Raw genomic sequence first — 14,200 nt, forward strand, 5'->3', positions numbered from 1 at the left:
ATCACCTCCTTTCGCGTGTACCCACACCCTAGGAAGCGCTCCGGCCCGCCTCAACCCATTTATTTCATTCTCGGAACAGGGGTGTGCCCTGCGTCACGTTTCCAGTTGAATGGGCGCAGCAATGGGGGGTGCCGGGATGAGTGCTTTCACGGGGTCCGCGAGTGAGACCGCTCCCGTGTCGGGGGACGGGGCCGATCTGCTGGCCGCGCTGCTCGACGGGATGGACGCGGCGCTGTGCGCGCTGGACGGCGGCGGGGTGATCACGCACTGGAACCGCGAGGCCGAGCGGATCCTCGGCTGGTCGGCGGCTGATGCGGTCGGGCGGCGGGGGTTCGGGGGCTGGGCGGCGCGGAGCGCGGACGCCGAGGAGACCCTCGGGCGGCTGATGGGGGCCACGAAGGGGTCCGGTCGGCAGGTCCACGAGCTCGCGTTGCTGCGCAAGGACGGCGGGCGGGTGCTCGTACGGAGCCAGGTCGTGGGGGTGTGGGGGGCCGACGGTGCTCCCGCCGGGGTCTACTGCGCGTTCAGCGAGGTCCACGTACAGCTCGACCTGGAGCGGTCCGTCGCGCTCAGCGAGGCGCTCTTCGACGACGCCTCGTGGGGCGTCGTCCTCGTCGACGCCGACCTCCGCCCCGCCGTCGTCAACGGGCACGCGGCCCGTGCCTTCGGGACCGGGCGCACGTCCCTGCTCGGGCGGCCCCTCGGGGACGTCGTCGTGCACGGCGCGGAGGAGCTGGAGGCCGCCCTCCAGCACGTCCTGGCCGAGGGAACCCCGGCCGCGCCCGCCGAGGTGTGGGTGACGCTGCGGAGCTCGTCGGGCGAGCGCCGCCGGTGCTGGCGCAGCGGGTTCGTGCGGCTGGCTTCGCCGATGGCGGAGGAGCCCGTGCCGCTGGGCGTGGCCTGGCTGTTCCAGGACGTCACGGAGGAGCGGCTCGCCGCGCGCGAGGCGGACCGGCTGCGGTTCCGGTGGAGCCAGCTGCACCGGGCGGGCGCGGCGGCGGCCGAGTGCGAGGACCCGAAGGAGGCGGCGACGGTCCTGCTCGACTTCGCCCTCGCCGGCTTCGCCGACCACGCCCTCGTCGACCTGGCCGTCGGCGAGCGCCGCCTCACCCGCGCCCTCGCGACCCCGCCCCCGGCCCCCGGCCCGTCCTCGCCGGTCGTCGGCGGCGACATCCCGCTCCGGTACGGGCCGAGGCACCCGGCGCTCCAGGCCTGGGACCGGGTCGGCACGGTCCGCGCGAGCGCGGGCCGGACGGCCGAGGTCTGGGCCGAGGCCCACCAGTGGCCGACCGACGCGGCGCACGCGCTCTGCGTGGTCCTGCGCACCCGTGGCCGCACCCTCGGCGTCCTGACGTTCCTCCGTGCCGGGTGCCGCGCGGGCTTCGAGCGGGAGGACGTCGTGTACGGGGAGACGGTGGCGGCGCGGGTGGCGGCGGAGCTGGGCCTCGGGGCGATCTCCTAGGGGTCTGGGAGCCCAGGGGCCATACCCACTTTTTTGTGGGTACTTGTCGGGGTTCCGTGCCCGGGGGAACCTGGTGGTGGCCCAGAGAGAGAAGGGATTCCCCGGGCCTCAGGAGGCCGCCCGCGCCTCCGCCAACGCCGACGCCCGTGACTCCGTCATCCGGTCGATCCGACGGTGGCCCCAGTCCGACAACGGGCCGAGCAGCTCGGACAGTTCGCGCCCGAACTCCGTCAGGGAGTACACGGTCTTCGGGGGCAGCACGTCGTACACCTGCCGGTGCACGAGACCGTCCGTCTCCATCTCGCGGAGCGCCTGCGTCAGCACCTTCTCGCTGAGTCCGGGAAGTTCGCGCCGCAGTTCGCCGGGCCGGCGCGGGCCGGACTCCAGCAGCCACAGCAGTCCCGTCTTCCACTTGCCGTCGATCACGGCGATCGCGGCCGCCACTCCGCAGACGTCGGTGTCCTGTGCGCGCTGGCGTGTCATGCGTGTCGTCCCCGTCCGGTCATTCCGTCATTCGGTCGTTCGGTCGTTCCGTCATGTCCTTACCCACTCATGTCCAAGGGAGTTCCGCCATGTCTTCTTCCCCTGCTTCCCCCACCACTTCCGTCACGGTCCTCGGTCTCGGGCCGATGGGCCGTGCGCTCGCCGGCGCCTTCGTCGACGCCGGGGTGCGCACGACCGTCTGGAACCGGACCCCCGGCAAGGAGGGCGACCTGCCCGAGCGGGGCGCGGTCGTGGCGGCGAGCGCCGAGGAAGCGGTCGCCGCGAGCGATCTGACGGTGATCTGCATGGTCAACTACGACGCCACGGACTCCGTCCTGCGGCAGCCGGCCGTCGCCGTCGCGCTCAAGGGCCGGACCGTGGTGAACCTGAGCGCCGACACGCCGGACCGTGCCCGGGACACCGGCGGCTGGGCGGCGGAGCACGGCATCGGCTACCTGGAGGGCGCCATCATGACGCCGACGCCGACGATCGGGACGCCCGCCGGGGTGTTCCTGCACAGCGGGCCGGACGCGCTGTACGGCGAGCACCGCGCGGTCCTGGACGCGCTGGGCGGCACCCACACGCACCTCGGTGAGGACATCGGGCGGGCCGCCGCGTACGACATCGCGCTGCTCGACATCTTCTGGACGTCGATGACGGGGTACGTCCACGCCCTCGCCCTGGCCCGCGCGGAGGGCGTCTCGGCCCGGGAGCTGGCGCCGTTCGCGCAGGGCATCGGGGCGATCCTGCCGCCGCTGTTCGCGGAGTGGGCGGAGGACGTGGACGGCGGCTCGTACACGGGCGAGGGCAACCCGCTGACCTCGGCGCTGTCGACGATGACGCACGTCGTGCACGCGTCGGAGGCGCACGGGATCGACGCGAGCGTCATGCGCGCGGCCGAGGCCCTGGCGGTACGGGCGGTGGACCTGGGCCACGGCGCGGACGGCTTCACGCGGGTGACCCAGGTCATGGAGCGCGGCTGACGCGCCCGGCGGCCTCGGCTGCCGGCAGAGGATCAGTGCCGGCAGAGGATCGGCGCCGGCAGAGGATCGGCGCCGGCGGAGGATCGGCGCCGGCAGAGGTCAGTGCCGGTAGAAGATCCGGTCGCCGTACTCCGTCATCACGCGTCCGTTCCACTCGTGCCCGCCGTCCACGTTGCCGGAGCGCAGGAGCGGCGGCTCGATCCCCTTCCGTACGAGCTCCTCGGCGGCGGCGGCCATCGTGGCCTGCATGAGGGCGCTGGTGACGACGGTCGACGCGGGCGCGAACGGGGCTTCGATGCCCTCGTGGGTGAGCTCCGCGTCGCCGACGGCGATCCTGGAGTCGAGGACGATGTCGCAGTGGTCCTTGAGGTACGTGCCGGACACGTGCCGTGACTTCGTCTCGGTCGCGTACGCCACGGAGGTCACCCCGATGACCGTGAGGCCGAGCGCGCGGGCGTTCATCGCCATCTCGACGGGCAGGGCGTTGCGCCCGGAGAGGGAGATGATGATCAGGACGTCGCCGGGCTTCGCGGGGGAGGAGTCGAGGACGGCTCCCGCGAGCCCGTCGACGCGTTCGAGCGCGGAGCCGAGCGTCGCCGGCATGACGTCGACGCCGACGACGCCGGGCACGACCAGCAGGTTCATGAGCGCGAGGCCGCCGGCGCGGTAGACGACGTCCTGGGCGGCGAGCGAGGAGTGCCCGGCGCCGAAGGCGAAGAGCCGGTTGCCGTTGGCGACGGCCTCGGCGATGGCGGCCCCGGCGGCGGAGATCTCGGCCGAGTCCCCGTCGCGGACCTGCTGGAGCAGGTCGATCGCCGCGTCGAAGAACTGTCCCGCCAGCTTGCTCTCACCCATCGGGGAGGCTCCTTCTCGTCGTGGATAGGGCGTGGATGCGTCGTGGATCCGCCGTGGATCCGTCGTGGCTCGCGCCACGCTTCGTGCCGAGGTCGCCGATCACGGTGCGGTCTGGACCATTGCCCTGTCAATACCGCCTCACCCCGCTCACCCCGGCGACACCCGGTTGTCGGCGCGATGCGTCAGAATTGGGGAAGGGCCAGCGCACGACTCATCAAGGGGCACGTATGTCCGGACTGATCGACACAACGGAGATGTATCTCCGCACCATCCTCGAGCTTGAGGAGGAAGGTGTGGTCCCGATGCGTGCCCGGATCGCCGAGCGGCTCGACCAGAGCGGCCCGACCGTGAGCCAGACGGTGGCGAGAATGGAGCGCGACGGCCTGGTGGCCGTGGCGAGCGACCGCCACCTGGAGCTGACGGACGAGGGCCGCCGCCTGGCGACGCGCGTGATGCGCAAGCACCGCCTCGCCGAGTGCCTGCTCGTCGACGTGATCGGCCTGGAGTGGGAGCAGGTCCACGCGGAGGCGTGCCGCTGGGAGCACGTGATGAGCGAGGCCGTGGAGCGCCGCGTCCTGGAGCTCCTGCGCCACCCGACGGAGTCGCCGTACGGCAACCCGATCCCGGGCCTGGAGGAGCTGGGCGAGAAGGCGGAGGCCGAGGCGTTCCTCGACGACTCGATGGTCTCGCTCGCGGACCTGGACGCGTCCGGCGGCAAGACGGTCGTCGTCCGCCGCATCGGCGAGCCGATCCAGACGGACGCCCAGCTGATGTACACGCTGCGCCGCGCGGGCGTGCAGCCCGGCTCGGTGGTGTCGGTGTCGGAGTCCCCGGGCGGCGTCCTGGTCGGCTCCAGCGGCGAGGCGGCGGAGCTGGACCCGGAGATCGCGGCGCACGTCTTCGTGGCGAAGCGCTGACGCGTTCGCGTGCGTACGCCCCCGGGGGCCGGCCTCCGGGGGCGTGCGGCGTGCGTCAGAGGTACGGCGCGAGGACGCCCCAGAGGCCGAGGGCGAGCACGCCGAGGGCGGCGAGCGAGCCGAAGAAGTACCGGGTGATCACGATCGGGAGCCACAGCCGGTGGATGTGGCGGCCTGGTGCCTGCGGGTCGTAGACGACGGTGATGTGCGGGAAGAGGTTGTTCCGCCCTCTCTGGCTGTGCTCGTTCCCGTTGAGGTCGGTGAACTTGTAGTACTGCGACCGCTTGCCGTTCGGGTAGAACTCCTCGGTGGCGCGGACGGTGATGCCGCGGCGGCGCAGGATCCACCGGTCGCGGAGGTCGCTGGCGATGCCGAAGACGCAGGCCAGGCCGAAGAGCGTGCCGAATCCGGCGATGAAGGCGAGCACGGCCATCGCGCCGCCGTGCGCGACGGCGGTCCACCACACGTAGGCGGTGTAGGCGGCGACGAAGCCCCCGCCCCAGGCGAGGACCTTCGGCCACGGGATCGCCCCGGGGTCGCCCTCGACCGTCACCAGCGCGCTGCCGGCCGGGTCCCGCACCTCGGGGAGGGCGGTGGTGAGGGCGGTCAGGAAGACGCCGGTCGCGGTCGGGTTGCCGCCCTTGATCCAGTACACGGCCTCGTCGGTGAGGACGACCTTGAGCGACGTCTCGTGCTCCGGCTCCAGTCGGACGTCCCGGACGGCGGCGAGGGGGATCACGGTACGGGCGGAGGTCGTCGTGATGACGAGCCGGCCGTCTTCGAGGAGGGCGGAGTTCGTGCCCTGGGTGAGTATCTGCGGTGACAGCACGACCAGGTGACCCGTGCGGCGTTGATCGGGTTGTGCGCATCCGGGTCACGAAGCGGTATCACTCGGCCCCAACACCCCCCGCGCGCCCCGTTTTACGCCGGAATCGCCACGCCCGCCCTCTTGCCGTGCCACGCTGAAAGTCCGAACGTGTCCAGGCGCGGAGGGGGTGCGGGCCGATGGCGGGTGCGAACAGCAGAGGGCCCCGGCGCCTTGCGGCGCCGGGGCCTGTCCTCCCCTGTCCTGACCTGGAGCCCCGAGCTCTCAAGGTCAGTCCCGCCGGACCCCTTTTCCCCGAGTGGTCCGCCTCCCGTTCAAGATCTCCCCTCGGCAGAGCGCGCCAATCCTTGAGCCCTGTCACTCGAAAGAGGGGTGTTGGGCGGCAGGAGCGCATTTTCGAATACAGGTTCGATACTCTGGCGAGGTTCGACGGAAAAGAGGGGGTGCCGTACCGATGGCGCGACGACTCGACGTCACCGGGGCCGACGGCGTACGCCTGGCGGCCTGGGACCACACACCGGCCCGCGCACCACTGACGGGCGTCGGCCATCAGGCCGAGCACGGAGGCCGCGACGCCGCCCTCGACGCGGTCCCGCGCCCCCGCCACCAGCAGCGGCCGGCAACCGCCGCCCCCACCCCTCCGGGCGTCTTACTGCTCCACGGCCTCATGGGCCACGCCGCCCACTGGACCCCCGCGATCCGCCGCCTCTCCCGCGCCGGCCGGCACCGGATCGTCGCGCTCGACCAGCGCGGCCACGGCCACAGCGAGAAGCCCCCCGCCGGGCCCTTCACCCGCGAGGCGTACGTCTCCGACGCGGCGGCCGCCGTCGAACAGCTCGGCCTCGGCCCCGTCACCCTCGTCGGCCACTCCATGGGCGCCCTCACCGCCTGGCAACTCGCCGCCGAGCGCCCCGACCTGGTCCGCGCCCTCGTCATCTGCGACATGCGCGCCTCCGCCCTCGGCGCGGCCTCGCAGCGCGCCTGGCAGGACTGGTTCCGCGGCTGGCCGGCCCCCTTCCCGTCCCTCGACGCGGTCCACCGCTGGTTCGGCGACGAGGACCCCTGGGTGGAGCGCCCCAACCCGGCCCGGGGAGCGTTCTTCGCGGAGGTCATGACCGAGCGCCCCGACGGCTGGCACCCGGTCTTCGACCCCGCCCAGATGCTGACCTCCCGGGCGACCTGGGTCCACGACGCCCACTGGGACTCCCTCGCCCAGGTCCGCTGCCCGACCCTCGTCGTGCGGGGCCTGGACGGCGAGTTGGGCCGCGCGGAGGCCCAGGAGATGGTCCGCGTCTTGCCCCACGGCGCGTACGCGGAGATCCCCGACGCGGGCCACCTCCTCCACTACGAGCACCCGGAGGCCTGGGCGGAGGCGGTCGAGCCCTTCCTGAACGGGGTTCTGACGCAGTAGTAGCCCGCACAGCCCCCCACGGCCACTTGAGTAGCACTACTCAGGTGGCCGGGCACCTCCCCGCCGCAGGATGGAACCACCGCCGCAACGGCGCGACTTCACCAGCCCGGGAGACACCGACCATGCGTGCCAGCCGCCTCCGCACCTTCGTCCAGCTGACCTTCGCCAACCCCGCCTCGCTGCTCTACCTCGGCCTGGTGCTCGTGGCGGCGTTCCCGCTGCTGTACGAGTCGCTGACCGGCGCCTCCGGCTTCGGGGGCATCTGGCTCCTCCTCGCGACCGCACCCACCAGCATGGGCCTGATGGTCCTCTTCTGGGACGTCGACTCGGACCTCGGGGCCCCGCTCTTCCTCCTGGCCCTCGCCCTCGCCGCGCTGCTCCACTCCTTCGCCCTCGGCCTCGCCCACCGCTGGGTCCAGGACCACCTGCCCCGGCGCGCGAACACCCTCGCCTCCTGAGCCCCCCCGCCGCCGAATCCGCCGCCCGGACGCGATAACGTCACCCCCCGGCGCGTCGAGGCCCCCTCCGTGCCGCCCCCACAGGAGGAACGATCTTGCGCACGTCTCTGCTGACGCGCCTGGCCGGCGTGGCCACGGCGCTCGGCCTCACCTCGGCCGCCCTCGTCGGCACGGCCGCCGCCCCCGCCCAGGCCGCCGTCTCCGACTGCCCCTCGGGCTACTTCTGTGCCTGGAAGAGCGACAACGCCACCGGCACGATGTACAAGACCAACGTGAACACGGCGACCCTGGGCACCTGGGACAACACCTTCCGCTCGGTCGTGAACCGTACGAGCAAGGTCGCCTGCCTCTACGACGCGGCGAACTACTCCGACGCCGAGGCCAACGGCGCGATGGTCATCCCCTCCAGCCCGTCCGGCAGCGAGTGGGGCGGCCCCGGCAGCACCTCGGTCAGCTCGGTCAAGTTCACCGTCACCGAGCGCGAGTGCGTCCTCCCGGCGTACCCGGACTGGTACTCCGCCGTGGCCCCCAAGAAGGCCGGGTTCAGCGACCTGAACAACGACGGCCAGTCGGACGTCGTCGTCCGCGACACCGCCGGCCGCCTGTGGTTCCTGCCCGGCAACGGCACCGGCAAGCAGGTCGGCACCGGCTGGAACGGCATGGACCGCCTCAGCCGCCACGGCGACTTCACCAACGACACCCGCGAGGACGTCGTCGCCCGCGAGAAGTCCACCGGCAAGCTGTGGCTCTACCCCGGCACCGGCGCCGGCGGCTTCACCACCCGCATCCTCATCGGCAGCGGTGGCTGGAACGGCATGGACAAGATCACCGCGTACGGCAACATCACCGGCGACTCCCGCTCCGACCTCCTCGCCGTCGAGAAGTCCACGGGCAAGCTGTGGCTCTACCCCGGTACGTCCACCTCCACGGCCACGGCCGCGCTCGGTGCCCGCAAGCTCCTCGGCTCCGGCGGCTGGAACGCCATGAACGCGCTCGTCGCCCCCGGCGACATGAACGGCGACGCCCGCGCCGACCTCATCGCCCGCGAGGCGTCCACCGGCAAGCTCTGGTTCTACCCGGCCACGTCCACCGGCGCCCTCGGCACCCGCGTGCTGATCGGCACCAGCGGTTGGAACGGCCTGGCGACGATCCTCCCGGTCGCCGACATCAACGCCGACGGCCGCAACGACCTCGTCGCGATCAGCGCCTCCACGTTCTCCAAGCCGGAGTGCCAGGGCGTCGGATGCCTCGTCCACTACACCGGCAAGGGCACCGGCGGCCTCAACCCGGGCTCCCCGGAAGACGGCAACTGGTGGGGCCTGAACGGCGCGTTCTGACCCCTGGTTCCTGCCCCGGACGGGCAACCGAAGGTCTACCCTCGGGCGTCTCACTGGCACGGCCGGTCATCGGCACGGCCGGAGGACACCAGCCAAAGGGGGAAGGCGAGTTGACGACTCCACTCACGTCGGAGGACCCGGAGCGGCTCGGCGACTACTGGATCGCCGCGCGGCTCGGGTCCGGCGGGCAGGGCGTGGTGTACGAGGCGTACGCCCGGGACGGGGCACGGGTCGCGGTCAAGGTGCTGCGCGGGGACGCCACGCCGTTCGTGTGGGAACGGTTCCGCAAGGAGGCCGAGGCGGCCCGGAAGGTCGCGCCGTTCTGCACGGCCAGGATCCTCGACGTGGCCGTCCCTCCCGCGGCGGACGGCACGGGGGGACCGGGGCAGGGGCAGGGGCAGGCGCAGGTACAGGCACAAGGGCAAGGCGCCGTCCCGTACATCGTCAGCGAGTACATCCCCGGCCCCACGCTCGCCGCCCACGTCCACCACCACGGCCCGCTCGACCCCGACGCCGTCGTGCGACTGGCGACCGGTGCGGCGACGGCGCTGGCCGCGATCCACAGCGCCGGCGTGATCCACCGGGACCTGAAGCCGGGCAACGTCCTCCTGGGCCCGGACGGCCCCCGCATCATCGACTTCGGCATCGCCCGCGCCGCCGACATGTCCCTCACGGCCACGGGCGCGCTGATGGGCACCCTCGGCTACATGGCGCCGGAGGTCCTGTCCGGCCACCGGGCCACCGCCGCGTCCGACGTGTTCGCCTGGGGAGCGGTCGTGCTGTTCGCGGCGAGCGGCGACGAGCCGTTCCGCGGCGCCCACATCGGCGAGGTCGCCCACCGCACCGCGTCCGTCCATCCCGACCTCGGCGCGGTGCAGCCCCGCTTCCGCCCGCTGGTCGCCGCGGCCCTGGCCAAGGACCCCGCGCACCGCCCTTCCGCGCAGGAGCTCCTGGCCGGCCTGATCGGCGGACCGGGCGACGCGGCGGATCCGCGCCGGGCCCTGCTGGAGGCGGGGGCGCGCCACGCGACCTCGCGCGAGGCCGCGCCCCACCCCCCGACCGAGGCGGTCCCCCCGCTGGGCGAGCGAGCGGAAGCGGCCTTCGCCGCCCTCCCTCCGGCCGCCCAACCAGTGGCCCAGGAGGTCCTGTTACGCCTCATAGCCCCCGGCGAGGCGTCGGACGGCTCCCAGGACTCCGTCCGTACGGCGAGCCAGGACGAGCTGTACGCCGGACGCCCGGAGAGCGAGCGGCGGGCCGTCCGCGAGGCGGTCACGGTGCTCGCCGCCGCCGGCATCCTGTACGTCTCCGAGGACGACGGTTCCGTACGTCCCGTCAGCGCCGCCCTCATCCCCGCCTGGCGCAGGCTCCGCACCGCCGTCGACGCCGACCGGCCCCGGCTCGTGGTCCACCGGGCCCTGGGCCGCGCCGCCCGCCAGTGGCAGGAGCACGGCGAACGCCCCGACGACCTGCCCCAGGGCACGGCCCTCCGCACCTTCCTGGACTGGCTGGCCGTCGCCCCCGCCCAGTTGCGCCCCAGCCCCCTGGAGGTCCGCCTCCTGGAGGTGGCCCGTGAGGTGTCCGCCCGTACGGCCCGCCGCAGACGTCAACTGCTCGCAGCAACAGCGGTGTTGATGGTGGCGGCGCTGCTGGCCGGAACCGTCGCCTGGTTCCAGAACAGGGAGAGCGAACGCCGTGGCGCCGAGGCGTCGATCCGCCGGGACCAGGCGACGTCTCGCTCCGTGGCCCAGGCCGCCGACAGCCTGCGAGGCAGCAGCCCGGACACGGCGGCGCTCCTGAGCCTGGCCGCGTGGCGCATCGCGCGGACACCGGAGGCGCGGGCGTCGCTGGGCGTGTCGGCGACGCAGCAGGAGACCGGTGTGATCGACCTCCCCGTCGACCGTGGGGGCGAGGGCGAACCCCAGGGGTCGCGACTCCTCGACAGGGGACGCACGTTCATGTCCTTCCTCAACGACAAGGCGACCTTCCGGGACCTGACCAGGGGGCAGAAGGGTGCCTCGGTTCCCCGGCTCACCGTCACGGGCTCCGTCCGCGATCCCTTCGGCGGGCTCCTGCTCAGCGGCGACGGCCGTCTGCTCATGACGAAGGGCGCGGCGGGCGCGTACCAGCTGGTGTCCACCCGCGACGGCCGACCGTTCGGGAAGCCCGTGCCCCGACAGCCCGGCTTCCAGCCCGCGCAGGTGTCGAGCAGGGGACACGTCCTGTTCAGCCCGGAGGGGCCTCTGAGCGACGTGCCACCGGCGTCCTACCGGTTCTTCTCGCCCGGCGCCGGTACGTGGACGATCGAGGGAGGAGTCGGGGGAGCCGGGGGATACGTCCTCTCCCCGGACGGCACCCACCTCGCTGCCTGCCTGAGGGACGACACGGGGGCCGGCAAGGGGCCCCTGTCGGTGTGGGCGATCCGCCCGGGGAAGGCCCAGCCCCGGTTCGTGTTCTCCAGCTCCGCCACCGTCGCGGACCCCGTCGACGGCGCGCGCGCCACGTGCGAGAGGGGGTTCAGCTTCAGCGCGGACGGCAGCACGGTGGGCCTCCCGCACGGGAGGGCCTTCTTCGCCTGGTCCACGGCGGACGGCCGCCTGCGAGCCCACACCCCGGTCGGCGCCCTCACCGAGACGGACGCGTCCGCGTGGCTGAGTTCCGGCGGCCGGTACGTCGTGACCTCGTCCGACGAGCATCCCCTCGCCGTCTGGAGTCTCGACGGCTCCTCCGTCCCCCTCTTCCGCCGGGCCGAACGCCCGGGGAGCCAGGGGCTGAGGACGAACGGCACGGTCGGGCTGGGCTTCGACGAGGAGTCCCACACGCTGACCTATCTGAGCAACGGCCGGCAGCAGGCCCACCGGCTCGACCTGACGGCCGCCCTGTCCGGCGCAGAGCGCGCCCGCCCGTCCGTCGACGGCTCGGCGCTCTCCGCAGACGGCAGGACCGGTCTCTACCGTCAGGGCGCCGACGATCTCGCCCAGCACGTCTTCGACGCGCGCACGGGCGAGGAGCGGGGTACGCCTCTGACGCAGCGGATCGGGCCCGGCGAGGCGGCACAGACCAAGATCAGCGCCCTGTCGCCGGACGGCAAGCTCGCCGCCTTCACCGACTTCCGGCCGTCCGGCGAGAACCTCAACCTGTCCGTGAGCGTGTGGGACGTGCGGGCCCACAAGGAGCTGCTGCGCGCGCTCGTCCCCGAGCAGCGGGACGTCTTCCTCATCACGCTCTCCCGCGACAACCGCTACGTCGCCTTCTACAGCGACTACGCGGGAGTCCCCTCCGCCAAGGGCGGCGCCATCGACGTGTGGGACGTACGAACCCGCAAGCGCGTGCACCGCTACGCGGGCGGGCACCGGGGCTTCGGCCAGTTCAGCCCCGACAGCCGCCGCCTCGTCACCGCGAGGGGCGACGTCCTCGACCTGGCGACCGGCACCGTTCGCCGCGCCGACTTCGGCGACGACATCGCGGACGTGGCCCACTCACCCGACGGCAGGCTCCTCGCGGTGGTGCACGGTTCGGGCTGGATCGACCTGTGGGACGGCGAGGCCCGCCGCCGCCTGGCCCGGATGCCCGGCAGCACGGTGAACGGCGGCACCCACTCCGGCTCCTCCCTGGCCCTCCCCGTCTTCTCCCCCGACGGCCGCCTGCTCGCCGCCACGGTGGACGGCGTCACCGTCCAGCTCTGGGACGTCGAGGCCCGCCTCGCCCTGGGCCGGCCCCTGGAGCTGGACGGCCGCGAGATCGACGCCATGGCCTTCGACGGCAACGTCCTGCGCACCCTCAGCGGCAGCCGCACCCACGCCGTGGACCTGACCCCCGAGGCCCTGTCCACGGCGACCTGCGAGAAGGCGGGCCGCGACATCACCACCGAGGAGTGGCGGACGTACGTCCCGGACCTTCCGTACCGGAGCCTTTGCTGACGACTACACGGCGGAGACGAAGGCGTCCCAGGCGGTGGGGGAGAGGGTGAGGGAGGGGACGGTGACGTCCTTGGAGTCGCGGACGTGGATGGTGTGGGGGGTGGCGGCGACCTCGACGCAGGCGCCCTGCTGATCGCCGCTGTAGCTGCTCTTGAACCAGTTGAGGTCGGTGCTCATAGCTCTCGTGCCACCTGTTCGATGAGTCGTGCGGAATTCTCGGGCGTGTGGGCCTGCGCGCGCAGCGCGCTGTAGCGGGCGAAGCAGTCCCCCACGTCCGGCTGTTCGCTGAGAAAGTACCTGCCGCCTTGCCCCTCGACATAGACGAGTTGGTTACGGCGGTCTTCTGTCTCCAGGAGGATGAAGGGCCCGTTCAGACCGGCGTGGGTCCAGCAGTCTTCCGGCATCACCTGGATCGTGACGTTCCGAAGATCCGCGCACTCGCGCATGTACAGCAGGTTCTTCCGGAGTACGTCAGGCCCGCCGATCGGCCGGGTGAGCGTGGCCTTTTCCAGGACGAACGTCACGAGCGGCGGCGGTTTGCGGAAGAACACTTCCTGGCGCTTGATGCGTGCGGTCACGCTCGCCTCTATGACTTCGTCCTCCATGGGTGGGACGGCACAGCGGAAGACTGCTTCCGCGTATTCGGGTGTCTGGAGCAGTCCGGGGATCAGATGGGTCTCGTACCAGTGGATCCCCGCCGCCTTGGCCTCCTCGGCCAGGTAGTCCTCGAACCAGGCAGCGATACCGCTGGCCATCACGTCCTCGGCGAGCTTCAAAAGTGCACCTTGTGCACCGAACAACTCGTCGACGAACTCGACGAACACCTGCTTCGGCCGCCGGAGCCCCCGCTCGATCATCGCGATGTTCGACTTGGAGTACCCGGTTTTCCGGCCCAGCACCTCCTGGGACATGCCTGCCCGCTCCCGATAGAAGCGGAGCAGTGCTCCGAACGCCTTGGCGGCGCCAAGGTCCTTCTTCTCGTTGTTCACACCCGACCTCCCGAGTGCACAGTTCGGCACAACCCACCTGTGCACGTGGTCACAGGGAAGCACGGCCAAGAAGCTGGCCGCATGAATCTGCGCAAGCCGCTTGACAGCGCGCCCTCTTGGGTCCCGGCCACCGGCCACGCACTCCGCCTCGCGGGTGTCTACTTCGACGCCGTACGGATCGGCGGCTTCCTCGGTGAGGACGTGGCCTACCGGCTGATGGAGTTCACCGACTTCCAGGCCGGACCGATCGTCCGCGAGGCGACCGGGGACAAGAACCTCTACTTCCTGCTGCCGCCCGGCACCGTCCGTGACTTCGAGTGGCCGGCGCTCACGCGGGCGCTCGGCAACGGGGGCGGGAAGAGCGAGGCGTACGTCGGGATCCCGGCGTTCCAGGGGCACACCTGGCCGCTGGACTGGAGGTCCCGACCGACGGTCGAAGATCCGTTCGTAGAGGCCAAGTTGTTGCATATGACGGTGAGTTGTGCGCTACGGTAACCCCGTCATCACACTCCGTAAATGGAGCGGTCCCCGGGGGTGCGCCAACACCGTCCGAGGACCTTCA

13 protein-coding genes are annotated in these 14,200 nt (G+C 72.3%); 8 read left to right on the forward strand and 5 right to left on the reverse strand.

What is annotated here, in order from left to right:
• Nucleotides 1–136 precede the first annotated feature (136 nt).
• Nucleotides 137–1,462, forward strand: a complete 1,326-nt coding sequence (locus tag AB0G79_RS04100) for a PAS domain-containing protein (protein WP_360799786.1) — start codon at nt 137–139, stop codon at nt 1,460–1,462.
• 108 nt (nt 1,463–1,570) lie between these two features.
• On the opposite strand, the gene AB0G79_RS04105 is transcribed toward AB0G79_RS04100, so the two are convergent.
• Nucleotides 1,571–1,945 (reverse strand): helix-turn-helix domain-containing protein, encoded by a 375-nt coding sequence (locus tag AB0G79_RS04105; RefSeq protein WP_360799789.1) that lies wholly within the window; start codon nt 1,943–1,945, stop codon nt 1,571–1,573.
• An 89-nt stretch (nt 1,946–2,034) separates the two neighbouring features.
• Here AB0G79_RS04105 and AB0G79_RS04110 point away from each other — a divergent pair, with 89 nt between their 5' ends.
• Nucleotides 2,035–2,928 carry an NAD(P)-binding domain-containing protein gene (locus AB0G79_RS04110; protein ID WP_360799792.1) on the forward strand — a complete coding sequence of 298 codons (894 nt, stop codon included), beginning with the start codon at nt 2,035–2,037 and terminating at the stop codon, nt 2,926–2,928.
• Between the two features lie 99 nt (nt 2,929–3,027).
• On the opposite strand, the gene AB0G79_RS04115 is transcribed toward AB0G79_RS04110, so the two are convergent.
• Complete coding sequence (locus AB0G79_RS04115; protein ID WP_360799795.1) at nt 3,028–3,783, reverse strand: SIS domain-containing protein; 756 nt, start codon at nt 3,781–3,783, stop codon at nt 3,028–3,030.
• A 227-nt stretch (nt 3,784–4,010) separates the two neighbouring features.
• Here AB0G79_RS04115 and AB0G79_RS04120 point away from each other — a divergent pair, with 227 nt between their 5' ends.
• Nucleotides 4,011–4,700, forward strand: a complete 690-nt coding sequence (locus AB0G79_RS04120) for a metal-dependent transcriptional regulator (RefSeq protein ID WP_360799798.1) — start codon at nt 4,011–4,013, stop codon at nt 4,698–4,700.
• Between the two features lie 55 nt (nt 4,701–4,755).
• Here AB0G79_RS04120 and AB0G79_RS04125 read toward each other — a convergent pair whose 3' ends face one another.
• Nucleotides 4,756–5,529, reverse strand: coding sequence for a hypothetical protein (locus AB0G79_RS04125; RefSeq protein WP_360799801.1), 774 nt, complete (start codon nt 5,527–5,529; stop codon nt 4,756–4,758).
• Between the two features lie 451 nt (nt 5,530–5,980).
• Between AB0G79_RS04125 and AB0G79_RS04130 the strand changes: the two genes are divergently transcribed.
• The 4 genes from AB0G79_RS04130 to AB0G79_RS04145 all read left to right on the forward strand — a co-directional run bounded on the left by AB0G79_RS04130 (nt 5,981) and on the right by AB0G79_RS04145 (nt 12,649).
• Nucleotides 5,981–6,937 carry an alpha/beta hydrolase gene (locus tag AB0G79_RS04130; protein WP_360799804.1) on the forward strand — a complete coding sequence of 319 codons (957 nt, stop codon included), beginning with the start codon at nt 5,981–5,983 and terminating at the stop codon, nt 6,935–6,937.
• A 122-nt stretch (nt 6,938–7,059) separates the two neighbouring features.
• A complete protein-coding gene (locus AB0G79_RS04135) occupies nt 7,060–7,395 on the forward strand; it encodes a hypothetical protein (protein ID WP_360799807.1) in 336 nt (111 codons plus the stop codon).
• Nucleotides 7,396–7,490: 95 nt separating this feature from the next.
• Nucleotides 7,491–8,732 (forward strand): FG-GAP-like repeat-containing protein, encoded by a 1,242-nt coding sequence (locus AB0G79_RS04140; RefSeq protein ID WP_360799810.1) that lies wholly within the window; start codon nt 7,491–7,493, stop codon nt 8,730–8,732.
• Nucleotides 8,733–8,842: 110 nt separating this feature from the next.
• Nucleotides 8,843–12,649 (forward strand): serine/threonine-protein kinase, encoded by a 3,807-nt coding sequence (locus AB0G79_RS04145; protein WP_360799813.1) that lies wholly within the window; start codon nt 8,843–8,845, stop codon nt 12,647–12,649.
• A gap of 3 nt (nt 12,650–12,652) precedes the next feature.
• On the opposite strand, the gene AB0G79_RS04150 is transcribed toward AB0G79_RS04145, so the two are convergent.
• Nucleotides 12,653–12,826: a DUF397 domain-containing protein gene (locus tag AB0G79_RS04150; RefSeq protein ID WP_360799816.1), complete on the reverse strand. Its 174-nt coding sequence runs from the start codon at nt 12,824–12,826 to the stop codon at nt 12,653–12,655.
• Complete coding sequence (locus tag AB0G79_RS04155) at nt 12,823–13,638, reverse strand: helix-turn-helix transcriptional regulator (protein ID WP_360799820.1); 816 nt, start codon at nt 13,636–13,638, stop codon at nt 12,823–12,825. Before AB0G79_RS04155 ends, AB0G79_RS04150 begins: the two co-directional genes overlap by 4 nt.
• Nucleotides 13,639–13,719: 81 nt before the next feature.
• Here AB0G79_RS04155 and AB0G79_RS04160 point away from each other — a divergent pair, with 81 nt between their 5' ends.
• Nucleotides 13,720–14,133: a hypothetical protein gene (locus AB0G79_RS04160; RefSeq protein ID WP_360799823.1), complete on the forward strand. Its 414-nt coding sequence runs from the start codon at nt 13,720–13,722 to the stop codon at nt 14,131–14,133.
• Nucleotides 14,134–14,200 lie beyond the last annotated feature (67 nt).

This window comes from Streptomyces sp. NPDC020807 (assembly GCF_040641575.1).
In the GTDB taxonomy this organism is placed as follows: Bacteria; Actinomycetota; Actinomycetes; order Streptomycetales; family Streptomycetaceae; genus Streptomyces.